The following is a 19551-nucleotide window of genomic DNA, read 5'->3' on the forward strand; positions in this document are numbered from 1 at the left end:
GCCAGCGGGCCGCTGGGGCGTCGAGGTCACGCGCGCTCCCCGCCGGCCGTTCCGGCGCCGGTCGCTTCGGCGCCGGCCGGCCGGGTCCGGCTGCCGTCGCGCCGGTGTCCGGTGAGTTCGAGCAGGACCGCGAGCACCACACCGCAGAACAGCGAGCTGTCGGCGAGGTTGAACACCGGGAAGTGCTGGCCGTACGGGCCGAACACGCTGATCATGTCGACCACATGCCCGAGGAAGACGCCCGGCGCCCGGAAGATCCGGTCGGCGAAGTTGCCCAGGGCGCCGCCGAGGACCAGGCCGAGCGAGATGGCCCAGGGCACCGACCGGAGCCGGCCGGCCATCCAGCCGATCCAGGCGACCACCGCCAGCGTGATGATCGGGAAAACCCAGGTGTGGTCGGAGCCGACGCTCCAGGCCGCGCCGCTGTTGCGGATGACGCTGAGCCAGATAAGGCCGCCCAGCAGCCGGACCGGCTCACCGGGGACGAGGCCGGACAGCGCCCACTGCTTGGTGCCGGCATCGACCAGCAGCGCCACCGCGGCCGTGAGGACCAGGATGAGAATCGACCGCCGACGCCGATGGTCCGGCGGCCGCGGGTCGGTGTCCGGCCGGATCGGCCGCGCTTCGGTCATCTGCTCCCCATCGACGCGCTCGGTCATCCCGGCCGTGCGACCGGGCTCGCCCTACGGGCCGGCGACGGGGCCGCTGACGCGGCGGGCCCTATCGCCGCTCCTCCAACTGCTTGCACTTCACACACAGGGTGGCCGACGGGAACGCCGCGAGGCGCTCGACCGGGATCGGGTCGCCACACCGCTCGCACCAGCCGTAGTTGCCGGCGTCGAGCCGCTCAAGGGCCCGTTCCACCTGCGTGATCCGCTCAAGGATGCCGTTGGCGAGGGAAATCTCCTGCTCCCGCTCGAACGTCTTGGTGCCCGTGTCGGCCTGGTCGTCGCCGGCCGAATCGGTCAGTCGCTCGCGCTGCAGCTCGGTGATCTCGCTCAGCGTCTGATCGTACTCGCCACGCAACTCGTCCCGTCGGGCCGCCAGCGCGGCCCGGATCTTCTCGGTCTCGGCGGCGCTCCGGGTGCCCCGCGGCGGCTTGCGGCCGGTGGTCTTCGTCTCGACTGGCTTCGCCATCGTCGCTCCCTAGGCCGCGGATTCCGCGGCGATCGGCGGTGCCTGGGCGGTGGCCCCGGCGCGGCTGCCGCCGACCGGAACCGTGGTCGATGTGGTCCGGCGCGCACAGCCCCAGATGCACAAAGGGGTACGCGACGTCCGTCGCGCACTCCAGAGGGTGGCAAGAATACGGAACGTACAGACGTCCGACAACGCGCCGCACCGTTCTGTCCTTGATCGGCCCGATTAATATGGCAAACCGGGCAAAGCGCACGTTAGCAGATCAGTCCCGTAGGTCGGCCCCGGACTCCCCGAACCAGCGGGCCAACCGGCCGCGCCGGCTCACCGCCCGCAGCCGGCGCTCGGCGGCGTCGCGCACCTGGTCGGTGGCCACGATCAGCAGACTGTCCCCCAGCCGGAGCCGGGTGTCCGGCCCCGGCACAAACCCTCGGCCGTCCCGCAGCACCAGCGTCACCGAAGCGCCGACCGGCAGCCGGAGCTCGTCCACGTGCACCCCGGCCAGCCGGGACCCCGGCGGGATCTCCAGTTGCAGCAGGTCGGCCCGCATCCGCTCGAGCGGGGCCGTCTCCACGTGCATCTCGGCCGCCTCGGCCGGGGCGGTCACCCGCAGCCGACGGGCCACCGCGGGCAGCGTGCCGGCCTGCACCACCGTGAAGATCACCACGAGCACGAAGACCACGTCGAACAGGCGGCCGGCGCCGGGCACCCGCAGCGACAGCGGGATGGTGGCCAGCACCACGGGCACGGCCCCGCGCAGACCGGCCCAGGACAGGAAGGCCTGCCGCCGGGGCCCGAGCCGGAACGGCGTGGCCGAGACCCCGACCGACAGCGGGCGGGCCAGCAGCACCAGGGCCAGCCCGGTGACCACCGCCGGCAGCACGGCGCCGGCCAGCCGGCCGGGCGCGGCCAGCAGCCCCAGCAGCACGAACAGGCCGATCTGCGCCAGCCAGGCGAGGCCGTCGGCGAAGCCGAGGATGGCCTGCCGGTGCGGCAGGCGGGCGTTGCCGAGGACCACCCCGGCCACGTACACGGCGAGGAAGCCCGAGGCGTGCAGCACGCTGGCGGCCGCGTACGCGAGCACCGTGAGCCCGATCACGGCGATCGGGTAGAGCCCGGCCGCCGGCAGCGCGGACCGGCGCAGGGCCAGCCGGCCGAGCTGGCCGACCCCGAACCCCACCACGGCGCCGGCGGCCAGCTCGTAGCCGATCGTCGCGGCCTCCAGCCACCAGTGCGGGGCGCCGGCCGGTTCCCGGGAGAGCAGCAGCACCAGCAGCACCACGGGGGCGTCGTTCATGCCGGACTCCGCCTCCAGCGCCGCCACCAGCCGGGGCGGCAGCCGCAACCGGCGCAGCGTCGCGAAGACCGCCGCGGCGTCGGTGGAGGACAGCACCGCGCCGTACAGCAGGGCGAGCCGCCAGGGCAGGTCGAGCAGCAGGTGGACGGCCGCGCCGACGACCACGATGCTGACCCCGACGCCCACCGTGGCGAGCGTCGCCGACAGGCCCAGCACCGGGCGGAGGGTGCTCCACCGCGCCGTGAGACCGCCCTCGGCGATGATGACGATGAGCGCGCAGAAGCCGAGGTCGCGGGTGAGCTCCGCGCTGTCGAACCGGATGCCCAGCCCCGCCTCGCCGATCCCGACGCCGAGCGCCAGGTAGACCAGCAGGCTGGGCACGCCCAGCCGGGTGGAGAGCCGGACCGCGCCGACGGCCACCAGCAGGACCAGGGCCCCGACCAGCAGGCCGACGTCCAGCGGAGTGCTCACGACTGGCAGGGGCGGGCTGACACCTCGGTCAGCTGCCGGGGTGGCCGATGAGCAGCGCGGTGTCCGGCTCGCAGACCGCGCAGGGGGTGAAGCCGAACTCAACCGCCTCGCGCACCGGCAGCGGCTCGGACCGCCGGCCGGTCAGGTGTGGGCAGCCGGCGAGGTGATAGCGCGGCCGGCCGTCCACCACCAGGACGTCATCGGCCAACTGCGCCACCCGGGCGGCGTCGGCGGCCCGGCTCGGCTGCACCGCGGGCTCGTCCGGTGGATCCTCCGGCGGGGCGTCCGGCGCCAGTCGGTCCGGCTCGGCGGCCGCACCGGGCCGACCCGCCCGAGTCCCCTGGCCGGGAACCGCCTGACCGGGAATCACGGTGCCGGCGCCCGGGCCGTACGCGCCGGTGGGCGGGACCGCGTCCGCGCCGGCGGCCCGACTCGCGGCCGCGCGCCCGGCCGCCGCCTGCCGGGCACCGGCCACCAGCGCCACGGCGGCCAACAGGCTCGCGGCGATGGAGCTGATGAGCAGGACGCTGGATCCGCTGGCCAATCCGACCACGAGCAGGACCACGGCGACGAGGATGAGCAGAAGGCTTCCCACTATCACGGCTCACCCCCGCCGCTGCGTACCCGATTCGTTATGTGTCAACCCGGCGCCCGGTGGGGCGCCGGCGCCCGGCTCAGCGGCCGGACTCGAGAGCGCCGGAGCGCCCGCCACCGTACGAGTTGGCGAGCCCAGCGGCCGCGAGGCTGGCGTTGCCGGACCGATTGCCGTCGTTCCGACCCATCTCCACCTCAAGACCCTGGCCCCGCCCGTCGAGGTCGCGCAGCTGGCTCTCCAGGTAGGCCTTGAGCCGGGTGCGGTACTCGCGCTCGAACTGCTTGAGCTCCTCGATGTGCTTCTGCAGGGCCGTGCGCTTGGCGTCCAGGCCACCCATGGCCTCCTGGTGGCGCTGCCGGGCGTCGCGCTCCAGCGCGTCGGCCTTGGCCCGCGCCTCGCGGGTGACCTCCTCGGCCTTCGACCGCGCCTCGGACAGCAGCTGGTCGGCCTCGCGGCGCGCGTCCGACACGTGGTCGTCCGCGGTGCGCTGGGCCATCATCAGCACCCGCAGGGCCTGCTGCTCGCCGTCGCCGCCGCCGACCGCGGCGCCCTGCGAGCGAACCTGCTCGAGCTCGGCCTGCATGGCGCGGGCCGCCTGCTCGGCGGCGGCCTTGTCCCGCTGCACCCGGTCGAGCTGGGCCTTGACGTCGTTGAGCTCGGCCGCCAGTCGCGGGTCGGCGCCGGGGCCGGCCGGCGCGCCGCCGCGGCCACCGCGCTCCACCTGGGCGCGCAGCTCGTTGTTCTCCTCGATCAGACGGGCAAGCTCACGCTCGACCTCGTCCAGGAACGCGTCGACTTCTTCCTCGTCGTACCCCCGTTTGCCGATCGGTGGCTTCTTGAAGGCGACGTTGTGGACGTCGGCCGGGGTTAGCGGCATCGAAACTCCTCGGGTCAGTTGCGGCCGCGTAGCACGCTGGTCAGCTGGTCGATGTGATCAGCGGCTGCACCACGAACCTCATCAGCACGAACAGGATAACCAGGAGCACAAGGGAGGCCAGGTCGATGCTCACGGTACCAATTCGCAATGGCGGGATCACACGCCTCAACGCCTTGAGAGGGGGATCAGTGACGCTCCACACGGACTCGAGTCCCGCGGACGCCGCCCGGCCCGGCTGCCAGCGCCGGCCGTACTGCAGGACTGCGCCCAGCACAAACCTGGCCAAAATCACCAACAGGAACACATAGAGGAGCAGGTACAGGACCTGAAACAGGATCGAGAACACGGAACCCCTCGGTCGGATCAACTCAGGCTGAAGAACCCGCCCTCAGCGATCTTGGCCTTGTCCTCCGCGGTGACCTGGACGTTGGCCGGTGAGAGCAGGAACACCCGGTTGGTCACGCGCTCGATCGTACCCCGCAGGCCGAACGCCAGCCCGGCGGCGAAGTCCACCAGACGGCGGGCATCCGCCTCGTCCATTTCGGTGAGGTTGATGATCACCGGCACCCCGTCCCGGAAGTGCTCGCCGATCGTGCGCGCCTCACGGTAGGTGGTGGGGTGCAGCGTGGTGATCTGGTAGCGCTGCTCCTCCTCCGGCGGCGCCACCCGGGGCTGCGGGGCGAGTGCCAGGTTGTCCCGCGTGTGGTAGGTGTGCGTGGACGCCGGCTCCGCGGGCGCCGGCCGGGTGATCGAGCGCACGCTCGCCCGCTCGGTGCGCTCCGGCCGCTCCGCGCGCTCCTCGTCGTCGCGGTCCAGCTCGCTCATCCGGCTGGTCGCGCGCTCAGTCAGCCGCCCCCGCTCGGTCGAACGGGACCGGACCGGCGCCGCCGGCTCCTCCGGCTCATCGTCGGAGTCGTCGTACTCGTCGCTGTACCGACTGGAGCGGTAGCGCGACTGACGGTAGCCACCCTTGTCGTAGCCGCCCCCATCGTCGTCGTACCCGCGCTCGTCGTCCTCCTCGACGAGCCCGAGCCAGACGCCCGCCTTGCGCAGTGCACTCATCGCCGCGCCCCTTCGTCCGCCGTGCGGCACGCGCCCCCGTACCGCGTCGCTGCCCACTCGCGTGGACACCCACCGCGCTCACCGGCGCCGGCCACCCGGTCGCGGCCGGGTCGCCAGCCCCCACCCCGGCCTGCCGGGCCTTGCCGGACCCGACGGAACAACACCGGTGTAATTCGCTGTCGGCGCCAGGCTACCGCAGCGTGGCACGCATTCCGAGCAACGCGCTGCCGACCCGTACGAGTGTCGCGCCGGCGGCCACGGCGGCCTCGAGGTCCGCGCTCATCCCGGCCGACAGCGCCGTCGCACCGGGATGGTCGGCCCGGACCGCCGCCGCGACCTCGGCCAGCCGGCCGAACGCCCGGGCCGGTTCCCAGCCCTGCGGCGCCACCGCCATGAGGCCGGCCAGCCGCAGCGCCGGCGCCCCGGCCACGGCCGCGGCCACCGCGTCGAGCCCCGCGTCGGCGGCGGCCGCCCCGGGCAGCGCACCACCGCGGTGCGGGTCGCCGTCGACACTGACCTGCACCAGCACGTCCAGCGGCGCGTCCCGCACCTGCCCGGCGGCCCGGTCCAGCGCCGCGGCCAGCCGGACGCTGTCCACCGACTGCACCACATCGGCGTAGCCGACCACGGACCGGCACTTGTTGCGCTGCAGCCGGCCCACGAAGTGCCACCGCGGCCGGGCCCCGGCCGCGGTGGCCTCGGCGGCCTTGGCGGCCGCCTCCTGGTCGCGGTTCTCCCCCACGTCGGTGACGCCGAGGCCGGTCAGCAGCACCACGTCGGCAGCCGGGTACGTCTTGGTGACCGCCACCAGCGTCACCTCGGCGGCCGGCCGCCCGGCCGCCGCGCACGCCGCCGCGATCCTGGCCCGGACCCGGTCGAGGTTGCCGGCCAACTCGGCACGACGCGTCCCGGCCGCCGCGCCGGCGACCGGGTCCGCACTGGACATGGACAAGGGACGCTCAGGAACCGTTCTTGAGGAAGTCGGGGACGTCGACGTCGTCGAAGAGCACCCGACGCGGCTGCGGGCTGGGCGTGGCCGGCGGCGCCGGCGAGACCGGCACGGCCGGCGGCGACACCGCCGCGGCGCCGCTCTTGCGAGGCGCCTCGGCCGCCTTGTAGGCCGGGGTGCCCCCGTCGAAGCCCGCCGCTATCACCGTCACCCGGACCTCGTCGCCGAGCGCGTCGTCGATGACCGCGCCGAAGATGATGTTCGCGTCCGGGTGGGCCGCGTCGGTGACCAGTTGAGCCGCGTCGTTGATCTCGAACAGGCCCAGATCCGATCCGCCGGCGATGGAGAGCAGCACGCCGCGCGCGCCGTCCATGCTCTGCTCGAGCAGCGGGCTGGAGATGGCCGCCTCGGCCGCCTCGACCGCCCGGTTGTCGCCCCGGGCGCTGCCGATGCCCATGAGCGCGCTGCCGGCGCCGCTCATCACGCTCTTGACGTCGGCGAAGTCCAGGTTGATCAGGCCCGGCGTGGTGATCAGATCGGTGATGCCCTGGACACCGGAGAGCAGCACCTGGTCGGCCTGCCGGAAGGCATCCATCATGCTGATGCCCCGGTCGCCCAGCGCCAGCAGCCGGTCGTTGGGGATCACGATGAGCGTGTCGCACTGGTTGCGCAGCTCCTCGATCCCGGCCTCGGCCTGGACCTGGCGCCGCTTGCCCTCGAACGAGAACGGCCGGGTCACCACGCCGATGGTGAGCGCGCCCAGCTTGCGGGCGATGTTGGCCACCACGGGGGCGCCGCCGGTGCCGGTGCCGCCGCCCTCGCCGCAGGTCACGAAGACCATGTCGGCGCCCTTGAGCACCTCCTCGATCTCGTCCCGGTGGTCCTCGGCGGCGTTCTTGCCGACGTCGGGATTGGCCCCGGCGCCGAGGCCCCGGGTCAGCTCGCGGCCGACGTCCAGCTTGACGTCGGCGTCGCTCATCAGCAGCGCCTGCGCATCGGTGTTGATCGCGATGAACTCGACACCCTTGAGTCCGACCTCAATCATCCGGTTGACGGCGTTGACTCCGCCCCCACCGATGCCGACGACCTTGATGACCGCCAGGTAGTTGTGCGGAGGTGTCATCGGGGTCCTTTCCTTCGAACTCGGCAGGGGTAAACCCTTACCCTCTACTAGAGGCTTAGAGTTATGTCAACCACTGATCCTCTCGGGGCAACGTATGCGCCGCCCCGGCGGCAACCAAGGACCTCCCGCGGCGTGTCGCCGCGCCGGCTACCGGATCGTCACCACGTCCGGAGCGCTCACATCGATGGTGTTCCCCCGCCTCGACAGCAGCGAGGCGGCCACCCGGGCCTTCACCTCGCTCTGCGCGGCGTCCCCCCAGATGATCGTGCGACCGTCCCGCAGCAGCAGCGTGATCCGGGCCGGGCTCGGGGCGCCCACCTCGGCAACCTGCTGCCGCAGCTCCGCCGGCAGCGAGCCGAAGACCTCGGTGGCGGCCCGGGTCGCCGGGTCGGTGGGACCCGGCGCGGCCACCCGGGCCAGCGGCAGTCCGTCCGGGCGCAGCGGCGCCGATTGGAACACCACGCCGGTGTTGTCCAGCACCGCGAAGCCGCCGTCCCGGGGCACCGCCAGCGCCGGTGTCCGCTCGACGACCTCCACCACCACCGTGTCGGGCCAGGACCGGCGCACGGTGACCCGGCGCACCGCCGGCAACGCGGCCACCCGGCGACGTACCGCGGCGAGGTCCACCCGCGCCAGCGGCGTACCGGTCGGCACGGCCGCGGCATCGCTGACCTGCGCGGCGGTCAGCACCCCGGTGCCGGCCACCCGCACCCGGGCCACGCCGAGCAGCCCGGTGCCCAGCACCACCCAGGCGATCAGCGCGGCCAGCGCCAGACCGCCGGCCAGCACCGCCCAGGGCAGCGCCGCCCGCAACCGCCGGCGCCGGGCCCGTTGCATGAACCGGCGGGCGGAGGCCGGCACGGCGTCGTTGCCGGCCCGCACCAGTCGCCACCGCCGGGCCGCGTCGATCCCGCCCGGTCCGGCCCCGGTACGTCCGCGCGCCGGGGCGCCGGCCCCGCCGGGCGGCGCCGGATCCCCGGTTGCGGCCGGCCCGTCGCTGCCCGCCGCGTCCGCCACCGACAGCCGACCACCGGTACGACCGGCGGGGCCCCGGGCCGCCCGGCCCGGACCACGCCCACCGCTGCCGGGGCGCGGCGCTCCGGCGCGGCGCGGCGCGTCCGACGACCGGCCCCGGCCGGCGGCCGGGCTCATCCGGCCGCGGAGGCCGCGGCGTCCGGGCCGGCGCTGGGGACGACGGCATCCGGGCCGGCGCCGGGGGCCACGGCGCCCCGACCGGCGCCGGGCGCCACGGCGTCCCGACCGGCGCCGGGCGCCGCGGCCGCCGGCCCGCTCGCGCCCCGCTCGGCGAGCGCGGCCAGCACCTCGTCGCCGAGCAGCGAGATCGGCGGCGCGCCCATCGTCACCACCACGTCCCCCGGCCGGGCCCGCCGGGCCACCTCGGCCGGCACGGCGTCCCAGTCCGGCAGGAAGATCTTGCGGTCGGCCGGCAGCTCGATCGCCTCGGTCAGCGCGACGCCGCCCTCGCCCGGCTGGCGCGCCTCCCCCGGGCCGAAGACCTCCAGCATCACCACCTCGTCGGCCAGCCCGAGCGCCAGCGCCAGCTCCGCCTGCAGGTCGCGGGTCCGATAGAGCCGGTACGGCTGGAAGACCACGATCAGCCGGCCGCCCGCGGCCACCTCCCGGAGGGTCTCCAGGGCCAGCGTCATCGAGGTGGGGTGATAGGCGTACTCGTCCCAGACCTGGACCCCGGCGGCCGTGCCCTTGCGCTCGAACCGGCGGCGCACCCCCGGGAAGGTGGCCAGCGCGGTCACCGCGGCCTCCAGCGGCACGTCCAGCTTCAGCGCGGTGAGCACCGCCGCGGCGCTGTTGAGCCCGAGGTGCCGGCCCGGCGTCGGCAGCCGGATCTCGCCCAGCGCCTCGCCGTGCAGGGTGGCCAGGTAGCGGACCCCCTGGGCCGACGAGACGATGTCGCTCATCCGCAGGTCGGCGTCGTCGGCCGTGCCGTACGTGAAGACCGTGCGGCCCCGCTCGCGCAGCTGCGCCGCCAGCCCCCGGGTGCCCGGATCGTCGGCGCAGAGCACCAGGAAGCCGTCCGGCTCGGTGAGCCCGGCGAACTCGGCGAACCCGGCCTGCAGCCCGGCGAAGTCGCCGTACGTGTTGAGGTGGTCCGGCTCGATGTTGGTGATGATCGAGGCGTACGGGCGGTAGAGCAGGAAGGACCGGTCGCTCTCGTCGGCCTCGGCCACCACGTACTGGCCGCTGCCGTGGTGGCCGTTGGAACCGACCTCCGAGATCTCGCCGCCGATCACGAACGACGGGTCCAGCCCGGCCCGTTGCATGATCATGGTGACCATCGAGGTGGTGGTGGTCTTGCCGTGCGTGCCGGCCACCGCGATCGTGCGGCGGCCCGTCATCACCGCGCCCAGCGCCTCGGACCGGTGCAGCACCCGCAGCCCGCGCCGGCGCGCCTCGGCCATCTCCAGGTGGTCGTCCGGGATGGCCGAGGAGTAGACCACGGTGTCGACGCCGTCGAGGTTCTCCACCCGGTGGCTCATGTGGATGGTGCCGCCCAGCGCGCGCAGCCCGACCAGGGACGGCCACTCCCGCAGCTCGCTCCCGGTGACCGGGATGCCGCGGGTGAGCAGCAGCCGGGCCAGGCCGCTCATCCCGACGCCGCCGATCCCGATCAGGTGCACGGTGCCCAGGTCCTCGGCCGCGACCGTGCCGGCCGGGGACAGCCCCGCGGTGTTCAGCGCCGTCATCGGTCCCGTCCTTCGCTCGCGACTGCGGTGCTCCGCTTCGCCACGCTCCTCGCGCTCACCGGCTGACCGCCTCGTAGACGAAGTCCAGCAGCGCCTCGTCGCCGTCCCGGCGGCCGTAGCCGGCGGCGGCGGCCCCCATGGCGGTGAGCCGGCCCGGATCGCGCAGCAACGGGATGATCTGCTGCTCGATCCAGCCCGGGCTCAGCTCCGCGTCGTCGACCAGCAGCCCACCGCCGGCCTCCACCACCGGCAGCGCGTTGCGGCGCTGCTCCTGGTTGCTGTGCGGGTAGGGCACGTAGACCGCGGGCAGCCCGACGGCGGCCACCTCGGCGCAGGTCATGGCCCCGCCCCGGCAGAGGATCAGGTCGGCCGCCGCGTAGCCCAGCTCCACCTCGGACAGATAGGGCACCGTCACGTACGGGGTGGGCAGGTCGGACGGCACCGAGACGGGCTCGTTCCGGGCGCCGGTCACGTGCAGCACCTGGATGCCGGCCGCGGACAGCTCCTTGGCGGCCCCGGAGACGGCCAGGTTGATCGAGCGGGCGCCCTGGGAGCCGCCGAAGACGAACAGCGTCGGCAGGTCCGGGCGCAGCCCGAAGTGGGCCCGCGCGGAGGCCCGCTGCGCCACCCGGTCCAGGCCGGTGATGGCGCGCCGCAGCGGCACCCCGACCACTCGGGCGCCCTGCAGCGCCTCGGCCTGGGCGGGCTGGTGCGGGAAGCCGACCGCGATGTTCTTGGTGAACTTCATGCCCATCCGGTTTGCCACGCCCGGCGGCACGTTCACCTCGTGGATGACGATCGGCAGCTCCCGCCGCCACGCGGCGAGGTAGGCCGGGACCGAGACGTACCCGCCGAACCCGACCACCACGTCCGCGCGCACGTCGTCCAGCACCTTGCCGGCCTCGCGGGCGGCCCGCCACATCCGGTCCGGGGTGCGCAGCAGGTTCATGTTGACCGAGCGGGGCAGCTGGAAGGCGTGGATCAGCCGCAGGTCGTAGCCGTGCGGCGGGATGAGCTCGTTCTCCAGACCCTTCGGTGTGCCCAGGGCGGTGATCCGGACACCCGGGTCGTGGCGGCGCAGACAGTCGGCGAAGGCAAGCAGGGGATAGATGTGCCCCCCGGTGCCGCCTCCCGCAAGTACCACCGACCGCAACGGACCCATCAGCGTCTCCTCCCGCGCCCCGCCCCCGCGGCGCGCTCCCTGTCCACCCGGCCGTCGGTCGGCCGGGCCCCGGTGTCGCGCCGCCCGGATTTCGGCCCGGGCCTCCGGTCGGCCGCCGGCTCGGGCCGGCGCCGGCCCGGAATCGGCGGCAACGGGGCCCAGAGTAGTCGGACCCAGGGGGCCGGTGGACGGGCGTTCAGGGCTCTGGCCGCGTCGGGTTCGGAACGGGCGAACGAGGCGAGCATGCCGATGGCCGCGAGCGTGACCACGAGCGCGCTCCCACCATCGGAAATGAACGGCAGCGGCAGGCCGGTGATCGGCAGCAGCCCCACCACTCCACCGATGTTGATCAGCGCCTGGCTGATCAACCAGGTGGTGGCGGCCGCCGCGGCCAGCCGGCGGAACGGGTCGTTCACCCGCCGGGCGATCCGCAGCCCGGTGTACGCCAGCACGGCCAGCAGGGCCAGCACCACCGCGCACCCCACCACGCCCAGCTCCTCGGCCAGGATCGCGTAGATGAAGTCGTTGCGCGCCTGCGGCAGCCAGTCCCATTTCAGCACGCTCTTGCCTAGCCCCACCCCGAACCAGCCGCCGTGGTCGATCGCGGCCCGCGCCATGCCGAGCTGGTAGCAGGCGGACTGGAGGCACTTCGGGTCGTTCTGGTGCAGGAAGGCGGTCAGCCGCAGCAGCCGGTAGTTCTCCGCGTCCGTGCTGCCCGAGCCGGCCCCGAGCGAGGCCGCGGCGATCAGCAGACCGATGCCCGCCACACCCACGGCGCCCAGGGTGGCGAAGATCCGCATCCGCACCCCGGCCGCCCACAGCAGCCCCACCACGATGGCCAGCAGGCAGAGCATGGTCCCCAGGTCGTTGTAGCCCACCAGCAGGAAGAGCAGCCCGATGGCCGGGGCCAGCGGCATCAGCAGCTCGCGCCACCAGCCCACGGCCGCGCCCTTGCGGGCCACCACCTCGGCGCCCCACAGCACCATGCCGAACTTCGCGATCTCGGACGGCTGCAGCCCGATCGGACCGATGTAGAGCCAGAGCAGGTCGGCCTCCAGCGGCCCGACCCGGGCCACCTTGAGGTGGGCCAACGACTGGAAGACCAGCAGCAGGTCCAGGACGACCAGCAGCAGCAGCGAGCCGGCCAGCACCGGGCCGCCCAGCGAGCGGAACGACTTCGCCGGCAGCCGCTGGCACAGCCAGAACCCCACCAGCCCGATGAACGCGTACAGCCCCTGCTTGGCCAGGTCCGCGAAGGCGCTGCCCTTCTCCGCGTACGCCGAGACGCTGGTGGCCGAGAAGACCATGGTCAGGCCGATCACGAGCAGCAGCCCGGCGCTGGAAATCAACAGGTAGTACGAGGCGAGCGGCCGGGCCAGCAACCCGCGCAGCGCGGCCAGCCCCTCGGTCGGGTCGAACCGCCACGACGGCCGCTCCGCCGGCTGCCGGCGCTCCGCCGTCGTGCCCGGCTGCCGCCGGGGCGCTGACCCGGCCTGCTCGGTCGTCTCCGCGGTCATCGGCGCGGCTCCCGGTATCGGCCCATCGACCCATCATCGAGCCTCGACGCGCCGGGCCGGCGCAGCCGGCAGGTCGGCGTGTCGCGATGTCCCGACCGCGGACGGCAGCCGGGACGGCCCGGGCCGGGGCGTCCCGGGCAGGCTGCCCCGGCCGGTCGGCGTCGGCGGCGCCGATCCCGGCCGTGGGCGACCGTGCCGGTCGCCCGGTCGCCCGGTCGCCGCTCAGGTGGTGGCGGTCAGGAACTCGCTGTAGAACAGCCCGAGCGCGATGGCCACGCCGATGCCCGCGATGATCCAGAACCGGACCACGATGTTGACCTCGCTCCACCCCGCCAGCTCGAAGTGGTGCTGCAGCGGCGACATCCGGAACACCCGTTTGCCGGTGGTCTTGAACGAGATGATCTGGATCACCACGGACATCGTGATGATCACGAACAGTCCACCGAGGATGAGCAGCAACAGCATGGTGCGGCTGGCCATGGCGAGGCCGCCGATCAGGCCGCCCAGCCCCAGCGCGCCGGTGTCGCCCATGAAGATCCGGGCCGGTGAGGTGTTCCACCAGAGGAAGCCGACGCAGGCCCCGGCCGCCGCGCCGGCGATCAGCGCGATCTCCAGCGGGTCCCGCACCGCGTAGCAGTAGTTGCCGCCCGTGCTGTACTGCCGGTCGCCGCACCAGTGCCGGTATTGCCAGAAGGCGATCAGCGCGTACGAGCCGAGCACCATCACCGAGGCCCCGGTGGCCAGCCCGTCCAGGCCGTCGGTGAGGTTCACCCCGTTGCTGGCGCCCATCACCACCAGCACGAAGATGATCACCGAGATGATCTTGCCCACCTGCAGCGCGTGGATGTCCCGGACGAAGGAGATGTACGTGCTGCCCACCGTCTCCCCGTTGGTGCTCGGGAAGTAGAGCGCGACCACCCCGAAGACGGTGCCGACCAGCAGCTGCCCGATCAGCTTGCCCCGGGCGCTCAGCCCGAGGCTGTTCCGCTTGCGCACCTTGAGGTAGTCGTCGAGGAACCCGACGGCGCCGCAGAAGACGAACAGGCCGAGCAGCACCAGCGCGGTCAGGGTGGGCCGGACCTGCGCGATCTGCGCCTCCGGCAGGGTGGTCAGGGCCAGGTGCCCGGCCACGTACGCGATGACCGTGGCGATGATGAACACCACCCCGCCCATCGTGGGCGTGCCCTTCTTGCCCTGGTGGCTGGCCGGGCCGACGGCCCGGATCGGCTGGCCCGCCTTGAGCGCGCGGAAGATGCGGATGCCGATGGGGGTGCAGAACAGCGACACCAGGAACGCCACCGCCGCCGCGACGATGACCGCCCTCACGCCGGCTCGCCCTCGGTCGGGATCGTCTCATCGGCCACCGCGCCGGCGCCGCCGCCGGTCGCGCCCGAACCGGTCGCGCTGGAACCGTCGGCCGGGCCGGTCGGGGCCGCCGGTGGCACGCCGTCGGCCGCTCCCGGGCGCAGCGCGTCGGCCACCTCCCAGGTCCGGTAGCGCGAACCCTTCACCAGGACGGCGTCGCCGGGGCGCAGCTCGCGCCGCAGCTCCTCGACCGCCGCCGCCTGATCGGTCACCAGCACCGATGTTCCTCCCCAGGTCCCGACCGAGCGCGCCGCCTCGTGGATCGGCGCGGCCGCCTCCGCCACGACCAGCAGCCGGTCGATGTTCAACTCGGCCGCCAGCCGGCCGACCTCCGCGTGCCCGTCCCGCTCGTACGGGCCGAGCTCCGCCATGTAGCCGAGCACCGCCACGGTACGCCGGCCGTCGCCGAGCCCGGCCAGGGCCCGCAGCGCGGCCCCGGTCGAGGCCGGGTTGGCGTTGTACGAGTCGTCGATCACCGTGACCCCGTCCGGGCGGTCGAAGACGTCCATCCGCCGGGTGGACCGCAGCCCCAGCTCGCCGAGCGCCGCGCCGAGGTCCGGCAGCGGCATGCCCAGCTCCCGCGCCACGGCCGCGGCCAGCAGCGAGTTGCCGACCTGGTGCGCCCCGGTGAGACCGAGCCGGACCGGCACCCGCCCCTCCGGCGTGACCAGCGTGTAGGAGTACCGCCCACGCGCGTCCGGCCGCACGTCCACGGCCCGGACCTGCGCGTCGGCCGCCTCGCCGGCCAGCACCACCCGGGCGGTGGTGCGGTCGGCCATGGCCCGCACCAGCGGGTCGTCGGCGTTGAGCACGGCCAGGCCGTCCGGCGGCAGCGCCTCGACCAGCTCGCCCTTGGCGGCCGCGATGCCCTCCCGGGAGCCGAACTCGCCGATGTGCGCCACGCCCACGTTGATCTCGACGGCGATCCGGGGCCGGGCGATGCCGCAGAGGAACCGGATGTGCCCGGGCCCCCGGGCGCCCTTCTCCAGCACCAGGTAGCGGGTGTTCTCGTCGGCCCGCAGCACGGTCCACGGGTGGCCCAGCTCGTTGTTGGGCGAGCCGGCCGGCGCCACCGTCGGGCCGAGCCGGCCGACCAGCTGCCCGATCAGGTCCTTGGTGGTGGTCTTGCCGGACGAGCCGGTAAGCCCGATCACGGTCACCTCGGGCAGCCGGGCCAGCACGGCGCGGGCCAATGCCGCCATGGCGGTCAGCCCGTCGGCCACCAGCACCATCGGCACGCCCGCCACCTGCCGGGTGCCGAGCACGGCCACCGCGCCGGCCGCCACCGCCGCGGCGGCGTAGTGGTGCCCATCCACCCGCTCGCCCGGGAACGCCACGAACAGGCCGCCCGCGGTGACCTTGCGGGAGTCGTACTCCACTGTCCCGGTGACCCGGGCGTCCGGGTCGGCGGCCACCAGCCGGCCGTCGACCGCCGCGGCCACCTCGGCCAGGGTGAGCGGGATCATCGCTGCCCCACCAGCCGGCCGAACCGGTCGGTGAGCGCGGCCGCCAGCTCCACCCGGTCGTCGAACGGCTCGACCCGGCCGGCGATCTCCTGCCCGCGCTCGTGGCCCTTGCCGAGCAGCGCGATCACGTCGCCCGGCCCGGCCCGGCGTACCGCCTCGTCGATGGCGGCCCGGCGGCCCGGCACCTCCACCACCTCCGCGCCACCCGCGGCCCGCTCGGCCCCGGCCCGGACCTCGGCGCGGATCGCGGCCGGGTCCTCGCTGCGCGGATTGTCGTCGGTGACCAGCACCAGGTCGGCGCCCCGCGCCGCGGCCGCGCCCATCACCGGGCGCTTGCCGCGGTCCCGGTCGCCGCCGGCGCCGATCAGGCAGATCAGCCGCCCGCTGCCGGCGGTCAGCTCGCGCAGCGCCGCGAGGGCCGCCACGATGGCGTCCGGCTTGTGCGCGTAGTCGACCACGCCGCGTACCGGTCCGCCGGTGTCGACCAGCTCCAGCCGGCCCGGCACCCCCGGGCAGGCCGCCACGCCGGCCGCGGCGGTCGCCGGGTCCACGCCGGTGGCCACCAGCGCGGCGATGGCCAACAGCGCGTTCGCCACGTTGTGCCGGCCGGGCAGGGTCACCCCGGCCGGCACGGCGAGCCCGTCCGGGCCGTACGCGGTGAACCGCTGCGCGAAGCCGTCGCCCGTGATGTCGCCGGCCCACCAGGTGGCCCCGCGGTCGCCGGCCGCCGAGTAGGTGACGGTGTCCGGCTTGTCCAGCGGGCGCAGCGCCGGATCGTCGGCGTTGAGCACCTCGACCGCGCACCGGCCGTCGAACAGCAGCGCCTTGGCCGCGAAGTAGTCCGCCACGGTCGCGTGGAAGTCCAGGTGGTCGGTGCCGAAGTTGGTGTAGCCGCCCACCGCGAACCGGACGCCGCCGACCCGGCCCATCGCGAGGGCGTGGCTGGACACCTCCATGACCACGTCGGTGACGCCGCGTTCGCGGGCCGCGGCCAGCATGGCGTGCAGGTCGGTGGCCTCGGGCGTGGTCCGGACGCTGTCCACGCGCAGGTCGCCGAGCCGGGTCTCCACCGTGCCGATCAGCCCGGTCACCCGGCCGGCGGCGCGCAGGCCCGACTCGACCAGGTAGGCCGTCGAGGTCTTGCCGGCCGTCCCGGTCAGCCCGATCATCCGCAGCCCGGCCGTCGGGTGGCCGTACACCGTCGAGGCCACCGGGCCGAGCGCCTGGCGCGGATCCGGCACCACCAGCGCGGGCAGGCCGGCCTCGGCCGCCGCCGGGGCCCCCGCGGGGTCGGTCAGCACCGCCACCGCCCCGGCGGCCGCGACGGCCGGGACGAACTCGGCGCCGTGCCGCCGGGCGCCGGGCAGCGCGGCGTACAGGTCGCCGGGGCGGACCTCGGTGCTCGCGTGCGTCGCGCCGGTGACCGGCGTGCCGGCCGCCACGGCCGGGAGACCCACCCCGAGCTGCGCGGCGAGGTCGCCGAGCGGCACCGGGGTCACGGTACGGGGACGGGGATTGCCGGACACGGCGTCAGACCCTACCCGGTCCGGCCACCCGGACCGCACCGCCGCCCCGCCGCATTCGCCGCACCTACCGATGATGGCCCGGAGTGCCTGGTCAGCGGGGATAGACGACGAAGTTCGGCGGCTTCGTCCCGGTCGGCGGAACCCGGTAGTGGCTCAGGGTGAACTCCATGATGTCCTTGAACGCCGGCGCCGACACGTCGCCGCCCTCGCCGCCCGGCGTGTACGCGAAGACCGCCACCACGTACCGCGGGTTGTCCGCCGGCGCCATGCCGACGAACGACGCCACCTCGCCCGGGGCGTACGAGCCGTCCCGGACCAGGCCGCCGGTGCCGGTCTTGCCGGCCACCCGGTAGCCCGGAATGGCCGCCCGCAGGCCGGTGGCGTGGTCCACCGTGGTGACCGCCTCGAGGATGGTCCGCAGCGCGGCCGCGTTGCCCGGGCTGAGCACCGGGTGGGACTTCGGCGCCGGCGCGGGGGTACGGGTGCCGTCCGGCGCGATCGTGTCCTTGATCAGGTGCGGCTGGACCCAGGTGCCGTTGTTGGCGATGGCCGCGTACGCCGCGGCGATCTGCAGCGGGGTGGCCGAGACGCTCATGCCGATGGGCACCGACCCGTACGCCGACCCGCTCCAGTCGTCCGGCGGCAGCAGCTGGCCGGGCGCCTCGCCGGGCACACCCTCCCCGGTCGCCTGCCCGAGCCCGAACTTCTTCTGGTACTCGTACAGCTTCTCCTTGCCCAGCCGGTCGGCGATCTTGATGGTGCCGACGTTGGACGAGTAGGCCATGATCCCGGGCAGGCTCATCGGCACGGCCACCCCGCCGGGCGGCGGGTGGGTGTCGGAGAAGGTGGTGTCGGCCTTGGTGATGGTCGGCCCCACCAGGATGCTGTCGTCCGGCCGGACCTTTCCCTCCTGCAGCGCCGCGCCCATGGTGATGGCCTTGTGCACCGACCCGGGGTCGACCACGAAGCTGGTGGCGTTGTCGGTCCGGTCCGCCGGCTGGCTGTCCTTCGGGTCGGCGGCGTTGTAGGTGGGGTCGCTGGCCTGGGCCAGCACCTCCCCGGTCCGCACGTCCAGCACCAGCGCGGCGCCCGCGCTGCCGCTGGTGGCCTTCATCCGGTCGTGCAGGATGCTCTGCGCCTTGAACTGCAGGTCCCGGTCGATGGTGAGCTCCAGCGAGCTGCCCGGCTGGGGCTTGGTCTCCTTGACGAACCCGCCCGGGATGGGCGCGTTCAGGTCACCGCCGCCGTGCTCGTAGGTGCGCTCGCCGGGCACGCCGCGCAGCAGGTCGTCGTAGCGCGCCTCCAGCCCCTCCAGGCCGTTCATGTCCCGGTTGACGAAGCCGAGCAGGTTGGCCGCGAGGTCGCCGCCGGGTACGTCGCGCCGCTCGTCGCGGTCGGCGTAGATGCCCGGCAGCTCGCGCGCCAGCACCTTCTCGGCGGTCTCTACCGGTACGCCCCGGGCCAGGTACTGGAACCGGGAGTCCTGGCCGCTCTCGGTCTTCTGCCGGACCAGCCGCGGCTCCAGGTCGGCCGCGGGGATGCCGAGCAGCGGCTCGAGCGCCTTGGCGGTGAGGTGCACGTCCTTGACCAGCTCCGGGTCCGCGAAGATGTACCGGGCCTCGACGCTGCTGGCCAGCGCGATCCCGGACCGGTCGTAGATGGCCCCCCGGGGCGCGGGCAGCGCGACCGTGCTGATCCGGTCCTTGAGGCCGCCGTCGGCGTAGGCCGGACTCTGCAGCACCTGGATGGCGATCAGCCGGATGCCGATGGTGACGAACAGCACCAGCGCCACGAACGTCCCCAGCCGCAGCCGCCGCCGGGGATCCGCCAGCGGTGGCGGCGCCGGCCGCTTGGGCCGGCCGGTCCGGCGCGGGCGCGCCGGCCGGGCCACGTCGGCGCCGCGGGCCGGCCGGGACGGCACCCGGCCCGCGCCGCCGCGGGCTGCGGCGGACGCGGCCGGTCGGCCGGTCCCCCGGCGGCCGGCCGGAGCGGGCTGATCGGCCCGGTCGCCGGCCGGGGGCGTCCTGGTCGGGGCGCCGGCCGCGGCCCGGCCGCCGTCGAGCACCTGCAACGCCGGCCGGAACTTCTCCGGCGACCGGGTGGCCGGCGGGGTACGCCGCAGCTCGGCGGTCTCCCGCACGGTGCGTCCCCGCGGGGTGTACGCCCGGGCGTCGGAGATGCCGCCGAGCTGGCCGTCGGCCGGGCCACCCCGGCCCTGGCCGCGCGCGGAACCGCGCCGGGACGACGGATCGTCCCGGCGCGGGTCGTCCGGACGGGGTGGCAC

General features: G+C 74.6%; 17 protein-coding genes. All 17 read right to left on the reverse strand.

What is annotated here, in order from left to right:
- Positions 1 to 26: 26 nt before the first annotated feature.
- Entirely contained in the window at positions 27 to 632 is a 606-nt protein-coding gene (gene lspA / locus ACFFHU_RS18885; RefSeq protein WP_377340683.1) for a signal peptidase II, read from the reverse strand.
- 88 nt (positions 633 to 720) lie between these two features.
- Positions 721 to 1137: a TraR/DksA family transcriptional regulator gene (locus tag ACFFHU_RS18890; RefSeq protein WP_377340684.1), complete on the reverse strand. Its 417-nt coding sequence runs from the start codon at positions 1135 to 1137 to the stop codon at positions 721 to 723.
- Between the two features lie 262 nt (positions 1138 to 1399).
- Positions 1400 to 2902, reverse strand: a complete 1503-nt coding sequence (locus ACFFHU_RS18895) for a potassium/proton antiporter (protein ID WP_377340686.1) — start codon at positions 2900 to 2902, stop codon at positions 1400 to 1402.
- 28 nt (positions 2903 to 2930) lie between these two features.
- On the reverse strand, positions 2931 to 3503 hold the full coding sequence (locus ACFFHU_RS18900) for a hypothetical protein (protein ID WP_377340688.1): 573 nt from the start codon (positions 3501 to 3503) through the stop codon (positions 2931 to 2933).
- A 73-nt stretch (positions 3504 to 3576) separates the two neighbouring features.
- Entirely contained in the window at positions 3577 to 4374 is a 798-nt protein-coding gene (locus tag ACFFHU_RS18905; RefSeq protein WP_377340691.1) for a DivIVA domain-containing protein, read from the reverse strand.
- Between the two features lie 40 nt (positions 4375 to 4414).
- Positions 4415 to 4720: a YggT family protein gene (locus ACFFHU_RS18910; protein ID WP_377340694.1), complete on the reverse strand. Its 306-nt coding sequence runs from the start codon at positions 4718 to 4720 to the stop codon at positions 4415 to 4417.
- A gap of 17 nt (positions 4721 to 4737) precedes the next feature.
- Complete coding sequence (locus ACFFHU_RS18915; protein WP_377340696.1) at positions 4738 to 5436, reverse strand: cell division protein SepF; 699 nt, start codon at positions 5434 to 5436, stop codon at positions 4738 to 4740.
- Positions 5437 to 5626: 190 nt separating this feature from the next.
- Entirely contained in the window at positions 5627 to 6382 is a 756-nt protein-coding gene (locus ACFFHU_RS18920) for a YggS family pyridoxal phosphate-dependent enzyme (RefSeq protein ID WP_377340698.1), read from the reverse strand.
- 13 nt (positions 6383 to 6395) lie between these two features.
- Positions 6396 to 7508, reverse strand: coding sequence for a cell division protein FtsZ (gene ftsZ / locus ACFFHU_RS18925; RefSeq protein ID WP_377340701.1), 1113 nt, complete (start codon positions 7506 to 7508; stop codon positions 6396 to 6398).
- 147 nt (positions 7509 to 7655) lie between these two features.
- Positions 7656 to 8417: a cell division protein FtsQ/DivIB gene (locus ACFFHU_RS18930; protein ID WP_377341214.1), complete on the reverse strand. Its 762-nt coding sequence runs from the start codon at positions 8415 to 8417 to the stop codon at positions 7656 to 7658.
- A gap of 239 nt (positions 8418 to 8656) precedes the next feature.
- Positions 8657 to 10231, reverse strand: coding sequence for a UDP-N-acetylmuramate--L-alanine ligase (gene murC, locus ACFFHU_RS18935; RefSeq protein WP_377340704.1), 1575 nt, complete (start codon positions 10229 to 10231; stop codon positions 8657 to 8659).
- A gap of 55 nt (positions 10232 to 10286) precedes the next feature.
- Positions 10287 to 11393: an undecaprenyldiphospho-muramoylpentapeptide beta-N-acetylglucosaminyltransferase gene (gene murG, locus ACFFHU_RS18940; RefSeq protein WP_377340706.1), complete on the reverse strand. Its 1107-nt coding sequence runs from the start codon at positions 11391 to 11393 to the stop codon at positions 10287 to 10289.
- Complete coding sequence (locus tag ACFFHU_RS18945) at positions 11393 to 12910, reverse strand: FtsW/RodA/SpoVE family cell cycle protein (protein ID WP_377340708.1); 1518 nt, start codon at positions 12908 to 12910, stop codon at positions 11393 to 11395. Before ACFFHU_RS18945 ends, murG begins: the two co-directional genes overlap by 1 nt.
- Positions 12911 to 13132: 222 nt before the next feature.
- Positions 13133 to 14236, reverse strand: a complete 1104-nt coding sequence (mraY, locus tag ACFFHU_RS18950) for a phospho-N-acetylmuramoyl-pentapeptide-transferase (RefSeq protein ID WP_377340710.1) — start codon at positions 14234 to 14236, stop codon at positions 13133 to 13135.
- Positions 14233 to 15741, reverse strand: coding sequence for a UDP-N-acetylmuramoyl-tripeptide--D-alanyl-D-alanine ligase (locus ACFFHU_RS18955; protein WP_377340712.1), 1509 nt, complete (start codon positions 15739 to 15741; stop codon positions 14233 to 14235). The genes mraY and ACFFHU_RS18955 overlap by 4 nt, the downstream gene beginning before the upstream one ends.
- Complete coding sequence (locus tag ACFFHU_RS18960) at positions 15738 to 17267, reverse strand: UDP-N-acetylmuramoyl-L-alanyl-D-glutamate--2,6-diaminopimelate ligase (RefSeq protein WP_377340715.1); 1530 nt, start codon at positions 17265 to 17267, stop codon at positions 15738 to 15740. Before ACFFHU_RS18960 ends, ACFFHU_RS18955 begins: the two co-directional genes overlap by 4 nt.
- A 91-nt stretch (positions 17268 to 17358) precedes the next feature.
- Positions 17359 to 19551, reverse strand: a complete 2193-nt coding sequence (locus tag ACFFHU_RS18965) for a peptidoglycan D,D-transpeptidase FtsI family protein (RefSeq protein ID WP_377340718.1) — start codon at positions 19549 to 19551, stop codon at positions 17359 to 17361.

It is taken from the genome of Plantactinospora siamensis, from assembly GCF_042434095.1.
Lineage (GTDB): Bacteria > Actinomycetota > Actinomycetes > Mycobacteriales > Micromonosporaceae > KBS50.

What these genes read in the sequence shown, in the direction of transcription:
- ACFFHU_RS18955 (WP_377340712.1), bottom strand. Translation starts at nt 15,741, where the DNA reads ATGATCCCGCTCACCCTGGCCGAGGTGGCCGCGGCGGTCGACGGCCGG.
- ACFFHU_RS18920 (WP_377340698.1), bottom strand. Translation starts at nt 6,382, where the DNA reads ATGTCCAGTGCGGACCCGGTCGCCGGCGCGGCGGCCGGGACGCGTCGT.
- murG (WP_377340706.1), bottom strand. Translation starts at nt 11,393, where the DNA reads ATGGGTCCGTTGCGGTCGGTGGTACTTGCGGGAGGCGGCACCGGGGGG.
- ACFFHU_RS18890 (WP_377340684.1), bottom strand. Translation starts at nt 1,137, where the DNA reads ATGGCGAAGCCAGTCGAGACGAAGACCACCGGCCGCAAGCCGCCGCGG.
- ACFFHU_RS18915 (WP_377340696.1), bottom strand. Translation starts at nt 5,436, where the DNA reads ATGAGTGCACTGCGCAAGGCGGGCGTCTGGCTCGGGCTCGTCGAGGAG.
- ftsZ (WP_377340701.1), bottom strand. Translation starts at nt 7,508, where the DNA reads ATGACACCTCCGCACAACTACCTGGCGGTCATCAAGGTCGTCGGCATC.
- ACFFHU_RS18945 (WP_377340708.1), bottom strand. Translation starts at nt 12,910, where the DNA reads ATGACCGCGGAGACGACCGAGCAGGCCGGGTCAGCGCCCCGGCGGCAG.
- lspA (WP_377340683.1), bottom strand. Translation starts at nt 632, where the DNA reads ATGACCGAAGCGCGGCCGATCCGGCCGGACACCGACCCGCGGCCGCCG.
- murC (WP_377340704.1), bottom strand. Translation starts at nt 10,231, where the DNA reads ATGACGGCGCTGAACACCGCGGGGCTGTCCCCGGCCGGCACGGTCGCG.
- ACFFHU_RS18905 (WP_377340691.1), bottom strand. Translation starts at nt 4,374, where the DNA reads ATGCCGCTAACCCCGGCCGACGTCCACAACGTCGCCTTCAAGAAGCCA.